Source organism: Allobosea sp. GW823-FHT02B03 (genome assembly GCF_058797755.1).
In genome coordinates, this window is record NZ_JBXAJY010000005.1 from 74,295 (window position 1) to 93,535 (window position 19,241).

Genomic DNA, 19,241 nt, shown 5'->3' on the forward strand with positions numbered 1-19,241 from the left:
TTGGGGATTCAACCCGTCGGTGCAGGAGCCGTTCCGAAATCTTTGATGATCATTTCGCGGCGGCGATCGGGCTCAACCATGGCCGCCGATGATCGGCAGGATCTCGCCGGTGATGTAGCTGGAGCATTGCGGCGAGGCGAGGAAGACATAGGCCGGAGCGATCTCCTCGGGCTGCGCCGGGCGGCCCATCGGCACGCGGGAGCCGAACTCGGCGACGTTCTCCGCAGTCTTGTCGGACGGGTTGAGCGGCGTCCAGACCGGGCCGGGCGCGACCGCGTTGACGCGGATGCCGCGGGGAACGAGATGCGCGGCCAGCGAGCGGGTGAAGGCGTGTATGCCGCCCTTGGTCGTGGCGTAGTCGATCAGCTCCTTGCTGCCCTCCAGCCCGGTGACCGAGCCGGTATTGATGATCGCGCTACCCCTGCCGAGATGGGGCAGGGCGGCCTGGGCCATATGGAAATAGCCGTGCAGGTTGGTGCGGATCGTCGTATCGAAATGCTCCTCGCTGAGATCCTCGAAGCGCGGCGAATGGACCTGGAAGGCGGCGTTGTTGACGAGCACGTCGAGCCGGCCGAACGCCTTGACCACCTGCGCGACGGCATCGCGGCAGAAGCTGACATCGCGCACATCGCCTGAGATCGCCAGCCCGCGCCGGCCTTCCGCCTTGATTGCGCTGAGCGTCGTGGCGGCGTCCTCATGCTCGCCGAGATGCAGGATGGCGACATCGGCGCCCTCGCGCGCGAACAGCACCGCCACGGCCCGGCCGATGCCGGAATCGCCGCCGCTGATCAGGGCGACCTTGTCTTCGAGCTTGCCCGAGCCCTTGTAGAACGGGGCGTCGTACATCGGGGCAGGGTCGAGGATGGCCTCCGAACCCGGCTTGGCCTGATGCTGCCGCTCGAAGGGCGGCACCGGGTAGAGCCGGGCGCCGGCCTGCATCGCGCCGCTCTCGCTCGCCTTGTCCCGGCGCTTCTTCGGCCGGGCGTCGGCGCGCGCGATCTGCTTCTGGATGCGCCGCTGCTGCTTTGTCGCCGCCTTCACCGCCTTGGCCGGCTTGTCTTCCTTCCGCTTGGTTGCGGCCTTCGCCATGGCTTCCTCCTCGTCATCGTCCTTCGTTACTGAGGGGCGCAACGTGTCGCTGCAGCGAGAGTTCCCCGGCGGTGACGCCGCGGCCCTTGCGGCTTCGCGAATTCTCGGCAAGCTCGGCGCCAAAGCGAAAGCCGTGGGGCGAGCGAGGGGGGAAGATGGCTGAGGACGCCGATGTCGTGATCGTCGGTGCCGGGCTCGCCGGCCTCGTCGCTGCCGCCGAGCTCGCCGATGCCGGCCGCAAGACGATCATCGTCGAGCAGGAGCCGCGGGCCTCGCTCGGCGGCCAGGCGCACTGGTCCTTCGGCGGGCTCTTCCTGATCGATTCGCCCGAGCAGCGCCGGCTGCGCATCAGGGATTCGCTGGCGCTGGCCAGGCAGGACTGGTTCGGCTCGGCTGGCTTCGACCGCGAGGAGGATTACTGGCCGAGGCAATGGGCTGACGCCTATCTCGACTTCGCTTCGGCTGAGAAGCGCAGCTGGCTGCACCGGCAGGGCATGCGCTGGTTCCCCGTCGTCGGCTGGGCCGAGCGCGGCGGCTATCTCGCCACCGGCCACGGCAACTCCGTGCCGCGCTTCCATGTCACCTGGGGCACGGGCCCGGGCGTGCTCGAACCCTTCCTGCGCCGTGTCGCCGAAGGCGAGGCGAGGGGGCTGATCGAACTGCGCTTCCGCCACCGTGTCACCGGCCTGACCCGCAGCGGCGGTACTGTCGACGGCGTCGAGGGCGAGATCCTGGAGGAGAGCGCGGCCGAACGCGGGCAGGCGAGCGCCCGCACGGTGACGGGCAGCTTTGCGATCCGGGCCCAGGCCGTGATCGTCGCGTCGGGCGGCATTGGCGGCAACCACGAACTCGTCCGCCGCAACTGGCCGCGGCGCCTCGGCGAGCCGCCGAAGCGGATGCTGTCGGGCGTGCCGGCCCATGTCGACGGTGCGATGCTCGCGGTGGCGGAAGGTGCCGGCGCTAAGCTGATCAATGGCGACCGGATGTGGCACTATGTCGAGGGCATCGCCAACTGGGCGCCGATCTGGCCGGCTCACGCGATCCGCATCCTGCCCGGCCCGTCCTCGCTCTGGTTCGATGCCCGCGGCAGCCGCCTGCCGGTGCCGCTCTTTCCCGGCTTCGACACGCTCGGCACGCTCGAACATCTGCGCCGCAGCGGCTTCGATCATTCCTGGTTCGTCACCAGCCGCAGCATCGTCGCCAAGGAATTCGCGCTCTCCGGCTCCGAGCAGAACCCGGACCTCACCGGCAAGAGCTGGCGCCAGGTCATCCAACGTGCCCGGGCCGGCATGCCGGCGCCGGTCCAGGCCTTCCTGGACAAGGGCGAAGACTTCATCGTCGAGACCGACTTCTCCCGCCTGGTCGCGCGCATGAATGCGCTCGGCGGCGCCGGGCTGATCGACGAGGCGCATCTGCGGACGCAGATCGAGGCGCGCGACCGTGACGCCGCCAATCCCTTTGGCAAGGACCTGCAGGTTACGGCGCTGCGCGGCGCACGCGCCTATCTCGGCGACCGGCTGATCCGCACCGCAAAGCCCCACCGCATCCTCGACCCCGCCCATGGCCCGCTGGTCGCGGTCAGGCTCAACATCCTGACGCGCAAATCCCTGGGCGGATTGATGACCGATTTGTCCGCCCGCGTGCTCGGAGAGGACGGCGCGCCGGTGCCGGGCCTCTACGCGGTCGGCGAAGCCGCCGGCTTCGGCGGCGGCGGCCTCCACGGCTACCGGGCGCTGGAAGGAACCTTCCTCGGCGGCTGCATTTTTTCGGGCCGCGCGGCCGGGAGGGCTGCTGCGCAGGCCGTCGTCTGAAGGCGTTGATTCTGCCCGCGTCAGAGACGCCTCTTTCCGAGCGGCCCGCGAGCCCCTAAACAGCGTCCTCTGCCCGGCGGCCGCAACCTGGCCGCGAAGGCAAGGCCATGACGGCGCGGTGCGCCAGCAAGACCAACAGGATGCCACCCAATGTCGCTCGTCGATTCCGTCCGCAAGCTGATCGTGCCGATCCACAAGGAAGGCTATGTCTTCATCGCCATCGGCGCCGTCGCGACGCTGGTGCTCGGCCAGCTCTGGGCCCCGTTCGGCTGGCTCGGCACGCTGATCACCTTGTGGATCTGCTATTTCTTCCGTGATCCCGTCCGCATCGTGCCGCAACGCGAAGGATTGGTGGTTTCGCCCGCTGACGGGCGCATCAGCCAGATCGGCACGGCCCTCCCGCCGCCCGAGCTCGAGCTGCCGGCCGAGCCGATGCTGCGCATCTCGGTGTTCATGAACGTCTTCGACTGCCATGTGAACCGCAGCCCGGTCTCGGGCCGGATCGCCAAGATGGCTTATACGCCGGGCCTCTTCCTCAATGCCGAGCTCGACAAGGCGAGCGAGGACAATGAGCGCAACGCGCTGGCGATCGAGACCAAGGCCGGCATCGTCGGGGTCGTGCAGATCGCCGGCTTGATCGCGCGGCGCATCGTGCCCTTCGTCAAGGAGGGCGACCATCTCGCCCCCGGCGAGCGCTTCGGCCTGATCCGCTTCGGCTCGCGCGTCGACGTCTACCTGCCGCAGGGCGTGACGCCGCTGGTCAGCGAGGGCCAGACCATGATCTCCGGCGAGACCGTGCTGGCCGATCTCTCGGCCAACGACACCGACCGCGTGTTCCGCGCGATCTGAGATCGCGCCATCCTTCCCGGGCCGAGCGGAACGCAGGCCCGGGAAATTTTCCAGGGAATGCTCGGCTCAGGCCGGGCAAGGCGTGCCGCCCCCGCCTAGCCTGCCGCCTGAAAACCGCGTATTCCGGCTGGCATGAGCGATCTCTTCCCCCCTTTCGAACCCGAGCGCGTCGAAACCAAGCGCGCGCGCTTCAAGCCGATCCCGTTCAGGCTCATCGCGCCTAACGTCATCACCCTGCTGGCGCTCTGCCTGGGCCTGACCGCGATGCGGCTGGTGGTCGAGGGCAAGCTCGAGACGGCGACGATCTGCATCCTGATCGCCGCGGCGCTCGATGGCGTCGACGGAAGGCTGGCGCGGATGCTCAAGGGCACCTCGCGCTTCGGCGCCGAGCTCGATTCGCTCTCCGATTTCGTCAATTTCGGCGTCGCCACCGGCTATGTGCTGTGGATCTTCGTCCTGCACGACCTCAAATCCTTCGGCTGGATCGCGGTGCTGACGCTGGCCTGCGCCATGGCGCTCAGGCTCGCGCGCTTCAACGTCATGATCGACGATCCCAACCGTCCGGAATGGCAGAAGAACTTCTTTGTCGGCATGCCGGCTCCGGCCGGCGCGATCACCGCGATGCTGCCGCTCTACCTGCATTTCATCGGCGTCCCGGTGCAGGACTATGGCGCGCCGTTCGTCGGCCTCTACATCCTTTTCATCGCCTTCCTGACGATCTCGCGAATCCCCTGCTATGCCGGCAAGACGCTGGGCACCCGCGTCCCGCGTGACCAGGTGCTGCCGATCTTCGTCGCCGTGGTCGTCGTCGCCGGCCTGCTCTTCGCCTATCCCTTCGAGATGCTGACGCTGATCGTCGTCGCCTATCTCGGGCTGATTCCGGTGAGCGTCGCGCGCTATCGCAAGCTCGAACGCGAATATGCAGCGCAGCAGCACCCTGCCGCCGAGGCGGCGCTGCCAGTCGCTGCGGCGGACGAGCCCGGGACGGCGGAGCGCTAGCTCCCGTTCGTTCTAGCTGCGCCGGCCCGACAGCCGGCTGGCATTGGCGCGGGTGCGCTTCGAGAACGGCTCCAGCGTGTTGTGCGCGGCCTTGGCCGCCGCTTCGCCGAGCGCGCCCGGCGTCAGCGGTGTCATCGCCATGTTCAGCCAGAACAGGGTGGCGGCATGGCCGATGGCGAAGCTGCTCTCCATCACGGCCGAGACCTTCTCGACCACGGCCTTGCTGGCCTCGCGCTGGCCCCTCGCGTCGCCGAAGGCGCCTTTCATCAGGATCGGCAGCCGCATCGCGATGGTCAGCCCGGCATCGGCCTGCATCGTCACCACCTTGGCGACGATGGCCTGCGTCTGCGCTCCCGCGGAGACGGAATCCGGGCGTTTCCGCGATGTCGCCATGTCTGAATATCTCCGCGAGGCAAGGGGAGGGCGCTGGGCGGCGCGCGCTCCGAGGGCGGCTGCAGTGCCGCGGGCGGTCGAATGTGGCAGTGCAGCGTTGATTGTGCAATGCGATGCGGTGAATAAAATATGCGCTATCTGCATAAAAGACGCTTGACGATCGGCGTTGTGTTGCGTCCGGCGCATTGGTTGGGCGCTGCATTCCCCCCTGTCGCAAATTGCTCTAAAGCCATCGGGGAAGGCCATTGCATGGCTGCCCCGGAACGAGCCTGACCCGTTGAACCTCTTTTCTTCCTCGAAACCGGCCGGCTGGCGCCCGCAACTGGTGCTGGCCTCGGCCTCGCCCCGCCGGCTCGCTCTGCTCGAGCAGGCCGGCCTCAAGCCCGATGCGCTCTTGCCGTCCGATCTCGACGAGAGCCCCCTCAAGGGCGAGCGCCCGCGCGATCTCGCCCGCCGTCTGGCGCGTGCCAAGGCCGAGGCAGGCTACGCCGCGCTGAAGAGCCGTCCGGATCTCGAAGGCGCCTATGTCATCGCCGCCGACACCGTGGTCGCGGTCGGCCGCCGCATCCTGCCCAAGGCCGAGATCGTCGACGAGGCGGCCGCCTGCCTCAGGCTGCTCTCCGGCCGGGCTCACCGTGTCTATACCGGTGTCGCGCTCGCGACGCCCTCGGGCGCGATCCGTGAGCGCATCGTCGAGACGCGGTTGCGCTTCAAGCGCCTGTCGAGCGAGGACCTGGAGAACTACCTCGCCTCGGGCGAATGGCGCGGCAAGGCCGGCGCTTATGCCATTCAGGGCATTGCCGGTTCCTTCGTCGTCAAACTCGTCGGCTCCTATACCGGCGTGGTCGGCCTGCCGCTGCACGAGACGGTGAACCTGCTCGGCGGCGAGGGCTTTCCGATTCGCCTCGGCTGGCTCAACGCCGCCTGAACCAGAACAATGACGATGGAGGAAACGAGATGGGCGAACGCCTGAAGGGCAAGGTCGCGATCGTCGCCGGCGCCGGCTCGATCGGCCCCGGCTGGGGCAACGGCAAGGCGACCGCGACCGTGTTCGCCCGCGAGGGCGCCCGCGTCGTCTGCGCCGACCGCAATCTCGACGCGGCCCAGGAGACAGCCGAGATCATCAAGGGCGAGGGCGGCGAGGCCTTCGCGATCCGCACCGACGTCACCCGTCCGGAGGATCTGGCCGCGCTCGTCGAGGCGACGCTCAAGACCTATGGCCGCATCGACGTGCTCGACAACAATGTCGGCATCGCCGAGGTCGGCAGCGTCGTCGACCTGCCGCTCGAGACCTGGGAGCGGGTCTTCAACGTCAACCTGACCGGCTGCTTCCTGGCGATGAAGCACGTCATCCCGGTGATGCAGCGCCAGTTCGCGGAGAGCGGGGGGGGGGGGTCGATCGTCAACATCTCGTCGATCGCCTCGATCCGCCACACCGGCGTGCCTTATGCCAGCTATGGCGCCAGCAAGGCGGCGATGAACCAGCTCACCCGCACCACGGCGGCGCAATATGCGCGCGAGAAGATCCGCGTGAACGCCGTCCTGCCCGGGCTGATGAAGACGCCGATGGTCGAGCATTCGGCCGGGCTCGCGCAATCCTATGCCAAGGGCGATGTCGCGGCGATGTGGAAGGCCCGCGATGCGCAGGTGCCGATGGGCCATATGGGCGAGGGCTGGGACGTGGCCTGGGCCGCGCTGTTCCTGGCGAGCGACGAGGCGCGCTATGTCACCGGGCTCGAGCTCGTGGTCGACGGCGGCGTGACCCTGCAATATGGCGCCTGAGACCCCTTCGGGCACGACGCCGACCGGCCGGCCTTGCGCGATCTGCGGCAAGCCGGCGGTGCAGCGCTTCAAGCCGTTCTGCTCGGCGCGCTGCGCCGACATCGATCTCGGCCGCTGGCTGAAGGGCAGCTATGTGATTCCCGGCGAACCCGTCGAGGACATGGCCGAGCCGGTGCCGAAGCGCCGCGACGAGGAGGAGTGAGGCCGCGCAGCGGAAGGCATTTCGTCTTCCGCACCGCATTTTTCCACTGCCGGTGTTTTGTCGGCTGGACAGCTCGCCCGGCTGCCTCTATACGCCACTCACCAACCGAGGCGCAGCGCGCTTCGCCGGATGCCCAGATAGCTCAGTTGGTAGAGCATGCGACTGAAAATCGCAGTGTCGCTGGTTCGATTCCAGCTCTGGGCACCATTTTTCCTTTCAAGCTTCAGTTTGGGCGAGCGCCGACTCGGGCAGTCCGCTTTCTCGTCACCAACTTCCCGCGTGAGGAAGGATCGTCGGGAACAGCGCGTCAGGCCCGCTGGTGGAAGGTCTGGCGGACGAGCGCACGGCATGGGCGCCCAATGTCGGGCAGATCCTCGGCAGCGCGCCCAGAATCTAGGCCTGGAAAATCTGCGAACCCGGCGATGATTCCTCGGCATCTGCAGTGCCTTCGACTGAACAGCGGGCGTTGTCCTCGCGGCCGGGCATGTTGGCGTCATCATCTGGACGCATGGCAGCAACCGTCTCGATGTCCGGCATCTGCAGACAGCAGCGCTTGTTGAGGGCCGCCGCCACCTTCACCAAATCGAGATGGCCTTCTACGAGCACATCGCGCATGCCTCCTTGACCGCAGACCATGGGCGCGGTTGGACTTTCGGCATCGAACTGCTTGCAGATCGCAGCGTAGATGGCCTGCGCCAACCGCTGAACCTGCGGATCAGCCATTTCTTTCTCGCACATGGTGAAACCCGCCAATCGAATACGCGCTCATGGCATTCAGATGGGGATGGCTGGCTTCCGCGAACAGCGGGCCGAATGAGACGGGCCATGCATTTGGTCTCACTTGAAATCCGCAGGGGCCGCACCGAAGGGCGCAATCGAACAACGGCGTCGGAACACCACTTCACAAGGAAATCGAGGCCGGCGGTGGCAGATGGCTGGGCCAAGGGGCAAGCAGCGCAAGACCAGACCGGCGCTTCGATCCGCGATGCCAGGCGAGTTGGCGCGCAGCGACACTGCGCATGGGCCCTGGTGGGCTATGGTGCCATGCACGCGGCGAGGGCGAGGTTGCGACCCGAGTCGGCAACGGTCGCATGCGGCTTGGACGGCTCGGGCGATCACTGCCGCCTTCCTGCATGCTCCGTTCGGCAGCCGTTCAGCTGCGAGGGCGCTACTGGCGGCAGTTTCCGCAGGACGACAAGCCATGCAAGACGCCGCCGCCATGCTTGCTGACCGCGCCACGATGCCGCTGCGCCCGATCGCGATCCGTTGCGAATCCGTAGGTTTTGCGGTGCGCTTCGGGCTGACTGAAGCCGAGGATGAGCGTTTGCCCTGCCCGGTTTTCGAGACGCTTCCCGAGGCTCTGGCCTTCGTCGAGGCGCTGGACGAGGCGAGGGGCTGAGGCCACACCGAGACAGGCATCGCGTCTTTTCCACGCTTGTTCGAAACGGTCGCTTGTCAAAGCGGCATAGGATCGGGCATAGAGCCTTTCAACGGAGACGTGGCCGAGAGGCTGAAGGCACTCGTTTGCTAAATGAGCATACCCCATAAGGGTATCGAGGGTTCGAATCCCTCCGTCTCCGCCATTTTCCTTGCCCAGGCTTTCCCGCTCCGACGCAGACTTGTTGATAATTCAACAGGTTACGTGACCTTGCCCCTCGCTCTTGCTCCCGCGCCTTCCCATCCTGCCGCAGGCATCTGGGGGTACTTTCGGGGACTCGATTCCGCGCTGTGGGGGGATCGCCCTCACAGAGGAAATCGAACTCCTCGCCAACGCACAGATTCGTCGCGCAGCCGACCAAGATGTCTGTGGTGGCGGGTTCTATCTTCAGCTCAACCCGAACGCCTCGAAGCTGTGGCGGATGAAATGCCCGGTATGTTGGCAGGGTGAAGCTGCTCTCGTTCGGCCGGCAGCCAGAGGTGACACTGGCCCAAGCCCGCGAAAAGCGCGACAGCGCCCGCGAGTTTCTGCGCGGCGAGCATGATCGGGCCGTGTTGAAGAAGTAGCGCGCAGCTGCCGCAATCTACGATGCCGGAATTTTCGGCGGCGCCGGCGACGAAGGTGCCGGCAAGCAATTGCACGAGATGACGGCGACGATTTCCGTTCGCACATCGCCAAGCGGGAAGCACAAGCCGAGGCGCTCACCATCTTTCCGTCGAGCGATCAAGCCCGACGGATCGTCTTCGCATTTGGCGATAGAGCCGATCGGACCGGCACGGGGCTATCGGGCGGCGATCGCCGTCATCTCGACGAGGAGGTCGGGATAGGCAAGGCGCGCCTCGACGGTCGCGCGGGCCGGCGCGTGGCCTTTTGCAACCCAGGCGTCCCAAGCTTCATTCATGGCGGCGAACCCCGCCATGTCGGCGAGGTAAATGGTGACGCTGACCAGGTTGTTCTTGGAGACGCCGGCCTGGGCCAGCGTGTCATCGAGGCTGAGCAGAACTTCCTCGGTCTGCACCTTGACGGATTGGCCGCGCGTCTGCTCGGCAACATGGCCCGCAAGGAAGATCAGATCTCCAACGATAACAGCGTCGCTCCAGCGTTCCGTCATGCCAATGCGTTCAATCATAGGGTCAGCTCCATCTGTTCGGTCTGCGGCCGACTTCCCGCGGGCGCTCGGCCGGCTCCGTTCGCCTGGTCTATGACGCACATCGCGACGACGCGCCGATAGCGGCGTTGGCGGAGTACCCGATAGCGGACATCCGGCGCCAGCCTGCTCGGCGGTGCGAGAAGATCAACGCGGCCTCGCTTCGTTGCGAAACTGACGCGGCGTGGTGCCCGACATGCGACGGAATGCCCGCGTGAAATGGGCCGGGTCCGCATAGCCCGAAGCGAACGCCACTTCGATCACCTTGGCGTCCGTCGTGCGCAGCAGCTTGGCCGCCTTCTCGAAGCGTGCGGCCTCGATCAGGTCGGAATAGGTCAGGCCGGCGAGCGCCAGCTTGCGCTGAAGGCTTCTGGCGCTCGTCCCCGCCATCTCGGCGACTTCGGCGACGGTCGGAACGCCTTCGTCGAGATAGGACGGCAGCATCAGCTTGAGCGCGCGGATGATGTCCCCCCCGGCCGGGTCGGCATCGTCACCGAGGAACTCGAGCGGTGTCTCGATCGCGCAGCCGGGAAGGCCCATGAGCGAGAGCGGCACCTCGATCCACGAGGCGACCTGCCCGGAGAGGAACCGGGTATTTGGCCAACGAGCCCGGGTTTCGAGGCTCGGGACGTAGCGAGCCTCGAAAGCGATGGTCGCCGGCTCCCAGTCCGGCCCTGCGAACTGCCGCACGATATGGATCGGAAAGATGTTCTGCAGCCACTGCGAATGTTCGAGATGGGCGATGCCCGCCGTGCCGACGAGCTTGCTGCAGATCTTGATGTGGTCGTCGGCTCGCTCGAGCCACATGTCGAGGACGTTGTCCTCGAGCGTCGCCCATTTGCAGACCTGCTGCAGAGCCAGGAACAAGGTCGGCGAATATCCGATCATCGCCCTGAACTTCGCGCTGAGATGGCAGAACTGGAGGCGCCTGGAGGCCTGAAAGCCGAAATCGACAATGCCCTGGGATCTCTGCGCGCTCTCGGCAAAGCTCACCGCGCGCAGCAGCGGGACGAAATCGTCAGCCTTCTCCTCGAGGCAGCTCGGCAGCCGGAACTTCTCCAGCAATGACGCGGTGGGCGCGCCGATCTCGTCGTGGATGTCGGTGAACGGGATCAGGAACTGGCAACGGGTGATCGGAATGCTGCTCATCTCGCCTCCCCCAAGGCTGTAGAGTTCTGGTCTTCAGCGAACCATAGCCGCTCCGTTACCCCGAGAGGGCAATCGCGCTGGCCTGCTTTTGGCGGGCAATGGCCAGACGGACCATCCGATCGATCACTAAATAGCGAGCTGGGTGAACGGAGACGCGAAGGTTTCGCCCTTTCGCGACAAGGCGATGAAGCTCGGGCATATCCCCTCCCAACACGCCGTGCGCGAAGCCGTTGCAGCGTCGCTGCAGAGTGGCGCATCGCTCCGGCAGATTGCAAGCCGCCTCGGCTTCAGCACCCGCTCGCTTCAGCGGCATCTCGCGGCGAACGGAACCTGCCACAGCGCAATCGTCGCCGAGGTCAGGCTGGCGACCGCGTGCCGCCTGCTGATCGAAACCGACGAGAAGGTTTCGCGCATCGCCTGTCTCCTTGGCTACACCGGCCCGACCAGCTTCTCGCGCAGCTTCATGCGCCTGATGAAGATCCAGCCCGCGAGCTACCGGCGGCAGCAGCGCAGATGAGGCTTGTTGCAATCAGCCGCCCCGTGTTCCGCGCCACTCTCAGCAAGTCCGCTCTTGGCGCGTAATGGCAAGATTCCGGTCGGGCGGAAGTGGCAAATGACGAAGCGTAAATCGCCGCCGACCCACTCGGTTCGGAGCCCAGAAGGCGCACGGTTTCGCGGGGAGTGACCGGGGCGAGCGGCCGCAGGAGGCCTGTCCGGCGCGCTTCAGTCTGGCGCAAGATGGAGGTTGAAGATGAAGATCACTCGGCGAACCGCCGCTCTCGGCGGCGCAGCGGTGCTTGCTGGCGCGACGACGGGACATCCCGCGCTCGCCGAGCAGGGAGCTTTCCTCGGAATCGGCGAGGGCCTGGAGGATTTCTGGCTGGCGACCGACGCCTATATTTTCGGCTACCCGCTGGTCACGATGGAGATGACCCGGCGTGTCATAACCAACGCTGCCGATGCCGTCGGAACGCGGGCCCCGATGGGCCATATCATCAAGCTGCGCAGCTATCCCGATGCGTCCTTCAGGGACGTAACGGCACCGAATGCCGACACGCTCTACACCACCGCGTTCTTCGACGTCGGCACCGAGCCCTGGGTCCTCAGCGTTCCCGACATGAAGGGGCGCTACTTCCTGCTACCGATGCTGGACGGCTGGACGACGGTCTTCCAGGTGCCGGGCAAGCGGACCACCGGCACCGGAGCCCAGACCTACGCGATCACCGGCCCCGGCTGGAAGGGCACGCTGCCGGAGGGCGTGAAGGAATACAAATCCTCGACCAATATCGTCTGGCTGCTCGGGCGCATCTACTGCACCGGCACGCCGGAGGATTACGCCGCGGTCCACAAGCTGCAGGATGAGTTCAAGCTCGTGCCGCTCAGCGCCTATGGCAAGCCTTACACGCCGCCGCCCGGCAAGGTCGACCCGTCGATCGACATGAAGACCGCAGTGCGCGAGCAGGTCAATCGCATGGATGCGGTGTCCTATTTCAAGCTGCTCTGCGAACTCATGAAGAGCAATCCGCCGTCGGCCGCCGACGCCCCCGAGCTCGCGCGCTTCGCCCATCTCGGCATCGTTCCGGGCCAGGATTTCGACGAGAGCAAGTTCAAGGTCGATCTGGCGAAGCGGGTCCCCGAGATCGCCTTCGACAGGATCATGCTGCAGTTCAAGATCAACGGAGCCGTCAAGCACGAGAACGGCTGGGCCTTTACGAAGAAGACCGGCATCTACGGCACCGACTACCTGATGCGCGCGCTGGTGACCGCGATCGGCCTCGGCGCCAACCGTCCGCAGGACGCGGTCTACCCGACCTCGCAGCGCGATGCCGTCGGCCGCAAATACAGCGGGGCGAACAAATACGTCATGCGCTTCGCCAAGGGACATCTGCCCCCCGCGGACGGCTTCTGGTCGCTGACCATGTACGACGACAAGTATTTCTTCGTGAACAACCCGCTGAACCGGTACTCGATCAGCGCCCGCCAGAACCTCAAGTCCAATCCGGACGGCTCCACCGACCTCTACATCCAGCATGAATCCCCCGGGAAGGAGAAGGAGTCGAACTGGCTTCCCGCCCCCGCGGGCGATTTCATCCTGATGCTTCGCATGTACTGGCCGAGCGAGACCGACCCGTCGATCCTCAACGGCACATGGACGATCCCTGCCGCGGAGAAACAGGCTTGAATCGGGCCCTGCTAGGCCTCCGCTCCAACGATCACCGGTGAAATTAGAGAGACGAAGACAATGACCAGAAAGGCAATGGCAGCAGCATTCGTCGGGATGATGCTTGCGACTCCGGCCGCCGCGCAGACCGCCCTGAGCGCCTATGCGGACGAGAAGGGATACATCGACGTCCAGAAACTGACCTGCGCACAACTTGCGGGGACGTTCCAGGAGGACGCGGACATGCTGACGACCTGGTATAGCGGCTGGTACAACGGCCTGGCACGCAAGCACATGCTCAACGTCAAGCGCGGCAAAGAAGCCGAGCACGAAGTCATCCAGTACTGCAAAGCCAACCAGAACAAGCGCGTGATCGAAGCTATCGCCGTGGTATTCAAGGATATGCGCGCCGAGCGCGGCATCGAGATGAAGCCCTGATCTGAAGGCGCTACCCCTCCGCTGAGGATCCGGGTCGAGCTTTCGACCCGGATCTTCTCCCGAACTTGAAAAGGAGCGATCGCATGACATCAATCCGAATGATCGGCTTGGTCTTTCTGACAGGCATCGTCCTCAGCGGCTGTCAGACGTCGCAGTCGAGACAAGAAGAGCTCGCGGCGATTTGCGCAAACCCCGTCAACAGGCAGCCCCAGAATTTCTACTTTGACGAATGCCAGGCCCTTTACCCTTCTTCTGACCGGGCATTGCAGAAGGACTATCGGCTCGGCGCACCCGCGGGCCGTTGAGGGGGCTGCATCGTCTCCCGCTACGCGACATTCCCGGCTCAACACTCTTGTCATCTAGACCGGCGCGAGGGGGGCTAGGTCACCGATCAGCCCTTCCTTGGCCGCCCCGCGCAAGGAGCGCGACACCAGACTGGACCACGCCGCCCGAGGGCAGCGCGATCTGGTGATTGGGCGCGTATCGCGTCGTTCAGAGCCCGATCGCGAGGCCCGCCTTGAAGGCGTGGTCCTGGCGATCGGGGTGCTTTCAATCTCGAGCATCATGTTCGTGATCGTCGATCTGAGCATGCCCTACCAAGGCGTATTCCACATCTCCAGCGTGTCGACGCGCGAGGCACTGATGGACATGATGCGATAGGAGCCGGCGGCGGCGATGCGCGCGCCGTTGGCTCACCGCAATCCGAAGCCTGCAATCCGGCCGCCGCTCACGACCTAGCGCGGCGCGGGCGGTGGCGGGTTTTGCTTCAGCTTGTCGATCGCCTGCCGTATCGGCCCGAACGGTCCGTAGCGATGCTGATCGACGCCGAAGCCATCGGCATAGGGGCCATAGGGCGCGTCGACGGGCTTCAGGAGCAGATCGGGAAAATCGCGCTCCAGCCCCGGCTTTGCCGGCCGCTCATGGGACAGCATGAAGGCCGCGACGTCCCAGGCATCCTCCACGGACAGACGCGGGCTGGCATAGTCGGTCCCGTGCGGCATGTTGAAGTGGACGAAGTTCGCCGCGACGCTCAGCCTGGCCATGCCGGCCCCGTTGTTGAAGCTGTCCGGTCCCCAGAGAGGCGGCACCATGTAGCCGAGATCGGTGGTTGGCAGGCTTCGCCGGACGCCGAGACCGTCATTGCCGTGGCAGGCTGCGCAGGCGTCCCGGAAAATGGTGGTGCCCCGCGCCGGATCGGCCGCGCGCGCCAGTTCGGGCATCGATCCCGCGCCAAGACCGGGCAACGTCTCGCCCTTCGTGACGTTGGTGGAGAGGAAGTCGATATAGGCGACGAGCGCGCGCATCTCGGGCGCGGAATCGGGCATTTCGCGACCGTTCAGGCTCCGGGTCATGCAGGAGTTGACGCGGTCCTCGATCGTGATTTCGCCGCCCTTGCGAGCGCTGTACTGCGGAAACAGGTGAGCCAGGCCGAACAGGGGCAAGCCGAACTTGCGCGTGCCGGCTGAGAGATGACAATTGCTGCAGGACAGGTTGTTGCCGGCATAGCGCTTGCTGGCATCGCCGACATTCGGCCCGATCAGGGACGGGGTGGCGACGACGAGTTCGCGGCCCTTTCTGATCAATCGATCGGCAGGGCTGTCCGAAAGCGTCGTCACGTCTGGGACGATCCAGTCGGGCGGCTGCTGCTGAGCGAAGGCGCCCGTGCAGGCTAGGAGCGCCCAGGCTGCGGCAAGGCCGATGCCGGACATAAGGCGCGCGCATGTGACGAAGCGGCTGGTCATGATCTCACCATCGATGGAGGCTGCGTCGGTCCGCGCGACGGAGGCTACAAGTCCTGACGGGGTGAAGCTGCCGGGGCGGATCATGGAGTAAGGCTAGGCCCTTGTCCTGGTGGCGAGGCTGCCCTTGCGATCTCACAAGAGCGCAGGCGGTCTTTCGTTGCCGGCAGCAGACGGTCCAATCGAGCACGTTCTACTGCTGCTTTGAGAAGAGTTTCTTCAGCTGGGCTTTTTGCCAATGCCCAAAAGTAGGACAGGCGCAGCGCTTCGGCCGCGATCGAACAACATCGGTGCTCAGTCCTGCCGATCGTCGGCATCCTGAATTTCAGGGCCCGGCCGGCCGGGAGTTCCCGAAGGCGTGCAGGTCCAGCGCAACGTGCTTGGTCGAAATATCGTCGGGATCGGCCGTGATCTCGAAGCCGAGGTCTCGGCAGAGCGCGAGCATCGGCCCGTTCTCCGCCAGGACCTGGCTATGGACGCGCTGCACCTTCTCGGCCTTGGCCCAGTCGATGATCAGCTCCATCAACGCGCGGCCGAGCCCGAGGCCCTTCAGATCGGAGCGCAGCAGAATCGCGTACTCCGCCTCGGCGTGCCCGGGCGCGGCATGGAGCCGGACGGCGCCTGCCGCTTCGCCGCTGTCCTCCTCGATGGCGATGAATGCGATCTCCCGGGCGTAGTCGAGCTGGGTGAGGCGGGCCAGGAAGGCGTGGCTGAAGGTCTTCAGCGGCGCGAAGAACCGCAGTCTGAGGTCCTCCGCGGTGACGCGCGCCAGCATCGCGCCGATCAGCAGTTCGTCCTCCGGCTTCATCGGGCGGATGAAGAAGCGCCGCTCGCCCAGCGCAAGCCGCCGCGTCCAGCTGTTCGGATAGGGCCGGATCGCCGGACGACGGCGGCGGGCCTGGTCAGGCTCGAGCACGACACGCGCGTCGACCGCGACGACGCCGCCGGCATCGGCAAGGATCGGGTTGAGGTCCATCGCGCGGATCTGGGGAAGCGCCGAGGCGATGTTGCCCACCGCGACGAGGACCTCGGCGATCGCGCGCCGGTCGGCAGCAGGAACATCGCGATAGGCGGCGAGGATACGGGAAACCCGCGTCCGGGCGATCAGGCTCTCGGCCGAGGCGAGGTCGAGCGGCGGCAGCGCCACCTGCGTATCGGCGATGAGCTCGGCCGCCGTGCCGCCGCGGCCGAAAACGATGACCGGCCCGAAGCACGGGTCGACCGAAAAGCCCGCGATCAACTCTCGCGCCTTGGCGCGGTGCGCCATGGGCTGCACGAGAAATCCGGCAAGCCGGGCTTCCGGGCGCAGCTGCCGCAGGCGCTCGGCCATGCGATCCGCGGCGTCCCGGACGGCCTGCTCATTGGCGAGTTCGAGCTCGACCCCGCCGACATCCGATTTGTGTGCCACATCGGGCGAGACGATCTTGAGTGCGACGGTGCGACCGGCCGCGAACTGTGCCCTGGCCGCTTCGGCGGCTGCTGTGGCATCGGCCGCGATCACCAGCCCCAGCGTCGGAATTCGGAACAGGACGAGCAGCTGCGTGACCTCGTCCGGCTCGAGCCAGGCGCGTCCCTGGGCGATGGCGCGGTCGACCAGCGCGGCGGCGGCATCGATGTCGGGCTGATCGCTCTCGTCGAGCGCGGGTGGCGTCGCCATCAGCTCCTTGAGCAGCCTTGCGTGCCGGGTCAGATGCTCGAAGCCGACGATCGCCGCCTGCTCCGTCGCGAAGGAGGGGATGCCGGCCGATGCGAAGAACCGCGAAATCTCTTCTCCACCGCCGACCCACACCGCCAGAACCGGCTTCCGAAACGCTGGTGCCGCGTAGGCCTCGGCCACGGCGCGGGCGCAATCCCCGGAATCGTCGGGCGCAAGCGGCGCGTTGAGTGCCAGGACCGCGTCGACATCGTTCCGGGCCAGAAGGCGGGAGACCGCCTCCCGGTAGTCATGCGCCGTCCGCACGATCTCCGGCTCCAGGAGCCTCTGCTCCGTGCCGGCGGCTTGCCGCATCCGGGCGGCTGCGAGCGCTGCCAGCCCATCGCCATTGCTGACGATCGCCAGCCGGCCGGAATCGGCGGCGCGGGCGCGCCCGAGCGTCTCGGCAGCCGCAAAGAGCTCGTCGAGATCGTCGACCCGCAGCAGGCCGGCGCGGTGAAAGGCCGCGTCGTGCGCGGCATCACTGGTCACGATCAGGGCTGAATGCGTCAGGGCGGGCCATGGCGGCTCCAGGCGCGGCGGCTTCAGGACCAGGGCCGGCTTGAGCCGTGCCGCGGCGCGTGCCGAAGACAGGAAGCGCGGGGCATCGGTGACGGCGTCGATCGTCAGCAGGATGGTGCGTGTCGACGGGTCGGCCGTGAAATGATCGAGCGCGTCGGCGATGTCGACATCGGCGCTTCCGCCCAGGGTCACCACACCGGAGAGACCGATACCGCGCCGCGCGGCCCAGGCCAGTATCCCGGCCGCCACGGAATTGGACTGCGCAATGAGCGCGACAGAGCCCGCGGCCAGTTGCACGGGGACGGCCGTCGCATTGAGGCCGAGACGGGGCGCGGCGAGACCGAGCGAGTCCGGCCCGATCAGTCGCATGCCGCTGGCCTCTGCCGCGCTCCGCAGGCGCTCGCTATCGGCGGCCTCCCCATCGGGCACGAGGAGTCCGGCACAATCGCGCCCTGCCGCAGCCGCCATCACCTGCTCCGCGACCGCGACGGACGCGATGAGAAGATCGGACGGCGCAAGCGCAGGAAGGGCATCCACGCCCGGAAGCACGGTGAGTGCGCCGCGATAGGGCCCCGAGCGGATCTGTGTCGCCAGCAGCTCTGCCTCGGGACAGCCGGCGATCACCGTGATCTTGGCGGGTTCAAGCGCGCGTCTGAGCAGGGCGAGCGTCATGGTTCGGCGATTTCCGTGTGCCCAGGGAAGTCAGCGGATACGATTCTCGACGAACCGGCTAGCGCCCTTCCCAGACGCCTGGCCGGAACTGACTAGCACGCGGCAACCTCCGCTCTTTGCGCTGGATCGCACGGACAGTTCAATCGCTGGTTGCCGGCTGAGCCATCGTGCCATTGCTGTCGTAGGGTCGCTGCGGATTGCGCATTGCGGCAGACTATCACCGCCAAGCCCTTGCCCACCATCCATGGATGTCCATCACCATCATAAGCGCCGACAGGGTGAAGGTGTCATGATCAGGGAGCGCGTCGCTCACCTATTCTCTCCCATGGCTGCGGCGGATCGGGCGCCCGTGACGATGCCGCAGCAAACGCATCAGTCGCCAAGCGAGCAGCCAATCGGGCCGATCTCGCGATCAAACCGGCCGTCGCGCTGACTGCCCTTCGTGAGGTCGATCAGTGCTTCCGGGCCAGTACTCTTGCGTGCCAGCCTGTCCCTCTCTGCCTCACCGGCGGCGAGGGCAGCTCGCGATCACGACGCAGAGCGACAGGGCTCCGCACGTCACGAGAATACGTCGAAGCGCTCCTGATCTCTCTGTCCAATTTGGTCTGCAGCTTTTGCTTTCGCTGGGCGTTCCTCGATTTGCTTCGATTCGCCCGTGGGCACGGGGGCTCCGCCGCAGGTTGGGTGGCCATCGCCGGACTGCTTATCGCTCGTTCGCAGCGGCCACCTGCGGGGGGGGGCGGTCACGCGCTTGTGAACACCCGGTAGCGTCCTGCGCATCGTCCAGAGCCTTAAAACTAAGAAATTATTACTAACGGCGTAAACTGATTGATACGGGCGAAGCATCTAGAGAAATCGATAGATAAAAATAGAACACCGAAATCCTGCCGAAGGGCAGTATGCTCTGTTCGCAAGACCTTGACGTCCTGTGATTTCAAATCTTTAATCTCTGTGATTCGTTGTTGGTTTTGGCGGAAGGTACCGAATTCTAGGGCTCCGGCAGTTCGAAACAACCTGTGGAGGCGTCATGGCTTTCAAGGCGACGGATTTCGGCCTCAAGATTTCGACGACTGGCGACAAGAATATGCTGAGCGCCCGGTCAGGCCATGTCCTGGCTGGCGGTACGGGGGGCATGAGCAGCCCCATCCCAGACTCCC

18 protein-coding genes, 2 tRNA genes and 1 pseudogene are annotated in these 19,241 nt (G+C 66.0%); 14 read left to right on the top strand and 7 right to left on the bottom strand.

The features are described 5' to 3' along the window. Positions 1-72 precede the first annotated feature (72 nt). Positions 73-1,041 carry an SDR family oxidoreductase gene (locus AC1REK_RS17470; RefSeq protein WP_492269129.1) on the bottom strand — a complete coding sequence of 323 codons (969 nt, stop codon included), beginning with the start codon at positions 1,039-1,041 and terminating at the stop codon, positions 73-75. A 203-nt stretch (positions 1,042-1,244) separates the two neighbouring features. On the opposite strand from AC1REK_RS17470, the gene AC1REK_RS17475 reads away from it, so the two are divergent. The 3 genes and pseudogenes from AC1REK_RS17475 to AC1REK_RS17485 all read left to right on the top strand — a co-directional run bounded on the left by AC1REK_RS17475 (position 1,245) and on the right by AC1REK_RS17485 (position 4,748). Then, entirely contained in the window at positions 1,245-2,900 is a 1,656-nt protein-coding gene (locus tag AC1REK_RS17475; protein ID WP_492269062.1) for an FAD-binding dehydrogenase, read from the top strand. Positions 2,901-3,047: 147 nt separating this feature from the next. Beyond that, a pseudogene (locus tag AC1REK_RS17480) lies at positions 3,048-3,749 on the top strand (phosphatidylserine decarboxylase); the annotation flags it as partial. Positions 3,750-3,881: 132 nt separating this feature from the next. Beyond that, positions 3,882-4,748, top strand: a complete 867-nt coding sequence (locus tag AC1REK_RS17485) for a CDP-alcohol phosphatidyltransferase family protein (RefSeq protein WP_316018925.1) — start codon at positions 3,882-3,884, stop codon at positions 4,746-4,748. 12 nt (positions 4,749-4,760) lie between these two features. Here AC1REK_RS17485 and AC1REK_RS17490 read toward each other — a convergent pair whose 3' ends face one another. Further along, complete coding sequence (locus tag AC1REK_RS17490) at positions 4,761-5,141, bottom strand: hypothetical protein (RefSeq protein ID WP_066470305.1); 381 nt, start codon at positions 5,139-5,141, stop codon at positions 4,761-4,763. A 277-nt stretch (positions 5,142-5,418) separates the two neighbouring features. Between AC1REK_RS17490 and AC1REK_RS17495 the strand changes: the two genes are divergently transcribed. The 4 genes from AC1REK_RS17495 to AC1REK_RS17510 all read left to right on the top strand — a co-directional run bounded on the left by AC1REK_RS17495 (position 5,419) and on the right by AC1REK_RS17510 (position 7,332). Next, positions 5,419-6,069, top strand: coding sequence for a Maf-like protein (locus tag AC1REK_RS17495; protein WP_327522983.1), 651 nt, complete (start codon positions 5,419-5,421; stop codon positions 6,067-6,069). 29 nt (positions 6,070-6,098) lie between these two features. Then, the gene (locus tag AC1REK_RS17500) at positions 6,099-6,923 is read left to right on the top strand and encodes an SDR family NAD(P)-dependent oxidoreductase (RefSeq protein WP_492269061.1); all 825 of its coding nucleotides are present in this window, start codon (positions 6,099-6,101) and stop codon (positions 6,921-6,923) included. Continuing rightward, positions 6,913-7,125 carry a DNA gyrase inhibitor YacG gene (gene yacG, locus AC1REK_RS17505; protein WP_492269060.1) on the top strand — a complete coding sequence of 71 codons (213 nt, stop codon included), beginning with the start codon at positions 6,913-6,915 and terminating at the stop codon, positions 7,123-7,125. The genes AC1REK_RS17500 and yacG overlap by 11 nt, the downstream gene beginning before the upstream one ends. A 131-nt stretch (positions 7,126-7,256) precedes the next feature. Next, positions 7,257-7,332, top strand: a tRNA-Phe gene (locus AC1REK_RS17510). A 186-nt stretch (positions 7,333-7,518) separates the two neighbouring features. On the opposite strand, the gene AC1REK_RS17515 is transcribed toward AC1REK_RS17510, so the two are convergent. Beyond that, the gene (locus AC1REK_RS17515) at positions 7,519-7,878 is read right to left on the bottom strand and encodes a hypothetical protein (RefSeq protein WP_492269059.1); all 360 of its coding nucleotides are present in this window, start codon (positions 7,876-7,878) and stop codon (positions 7,519-7,521) included. A 448-nt stretch (positions 7,879-8,326) separates the two neighbouring features. Between AC1REK_RS17515 and AC1REK_RS17520 the strand changes: the two genes are divergently transcribed. The 3 genes from AC1REK_RS17520 to AC1REK_RS17530 all read left to right on the top strand — a co-directional run bounded on the left by AC1REK_RS17520 (position 8,327) and on the right by AC1REK_RS17530 (position 9,129). Beyond that, on the top strand, positions 8,327-8,524 hold the full coding sequence (locus tag AC1REK_RS17520) for a hypothetical protein (protein ID WP_492269058.1): 198 nt from the start codon (positions 8,327-8,329) through the stop codon (positions 8,522-8,524). Positions 8,525-8,617: 93 nt separating this feature from the next. Then, positions 8,618-8,708: transfer RNA gene (locus AC1REK_RS17525), tRNA-Ser, on the top strand. A 301-nt stretch (positions 8,709-9,009) separates the two neighbouring features. Then, the gene (locus AC1REK_RS17530; RefSeq protein WP_492269057.1) at positions 9,010-9,129 is read left to right on the top strand and encodes an integrase arm-type DNA-binding domain-containing protein; all 120 of its coding nucleotides are present in this window, start codon (positions 9,010-9,012) and stop codon (positions 9,127-9,129) included. A gap of 215 nt (positions 9,130-9,344) precedes the next feature. Here the strand turns inward: AC1REK_RS17530 and AC1REK_RS17535 are convergent, their stop codons facing one another. Together AC1REK_RS17535 and AC1REK_RS17540 are read right to left on the bottom strand one after the other, a co-directional pair. Beyond that, positions 9,345-9,692 (bottom strand): RidA family protein, encoded by a 348-nt coding sequence (locus AC1REK_RS17535; protein ID WP_327524801.1) that lies wholly within the window; start codon positions 9,690-9,692, stop codon positions 9,345-9,347. A gap of 165 nt (positions 9,693-9,857) precedes the next feature. Further along, complete coding sequence (locus AC1REK_RS17540) at positions 9,858-10,859, bottom strand: helix-turn-helix transcriptional regulator (protein ID WP_492269056.1); 1,002 nt, start codon at positions 10,857-10,859, stop codon at positions 9,858-9,860. Between the two features lie 184 nt (positions 10,860-11,043). Here AC1REK_RS17540 and AC1REK_RS17545 point away from each other — a divergent pair, with 184 nt between their 5' ends. The 4 genes from AC1REK_RS17545 (at position 11,044) to AC1REK_RS17560 (ending at position 14,118) form a co-directional block, all read left to right on the top strand. Beyond that, complete coding sequence (locus AC1REK_RS17545; protein WP_492269055.1) at positions 11,044-11,376, top strand: helix-turn-helix domain-containing protein; 333 nt, start codon at positions 11,044-11,046, stop codon at positions 11,374-11,376. A 234-nt stretch (positions 11,377-11,610) separates the two neighbouring features. Beyond that, the gene (locus AC1REK_RS17550; RefSeq protein ID WP_492269054.1) at positions 11,611-13,041 is read left to right on the top strand and encodes a DUF1254 domain-containing protein; all 1,431 of its coding nucleotides are present in this window, start codon (positions 11,611-11,613) and stop codon (positions 13,039-13,041) included. 60 nt (positions 13,042-13,101) lie between these two features. Further along, entirely contained in the window at positions 13,102-13,458 is a 357-nt protein-coding gene (locus AC1REK_RS17555; RefSeq protein ID WP_492269053.1) for an HdeA/HdeB family chaperone, read from the top strand. Between the two features lie 402 nt (positions 13,459-13,860). Further along, complete coding sequence (locus AC1REK_RS17560) at positions 13,861-14,118, top strand: hypothetical protein (RefSeq protein ID WP_492269052.1); 258 nt, start codon at positions 13,861-13,863, stop codon at positions 14,116-14,118. 74 nt (positions 14,119-14,192) lie between these two features. On the opposite strand, the gene AC1REK_RS17565 is transcribed toward AC1REK_RS17560, so the two are convergent. Together AC1REK_RS17565 and AC1REK_RS17570 are read right to left on the bottom strand one after the other, a co-directional pair. After that, on the bottom strand, positions 14,193-15,200 hold the full coding sequence (locus tag AC1REK_RS17565; protein ID WP_492269051.1) for a c-type cytochrome: 1,008 nt from the start codon (positions 15,198-15,200) through the stop codon (positions 14,193-14,195). Positions 15,201-15,522: 322 nt separating this feature from the next. After that, positions 15,523-18,084, bottom strand: coding sequence for a bifunctional acetate--CoA ligase family protein/GNAT family N-acetyltransferase (locus AC1REK_RS17570; RefSeq protein ID WP_492269050.1), 2,562 nt, complete (start codon positions 18,082-18,084; stop codon positions 15,523-15,525). Positions 18,085-19,241 lie beyond the last annotated feature (1,157 nt).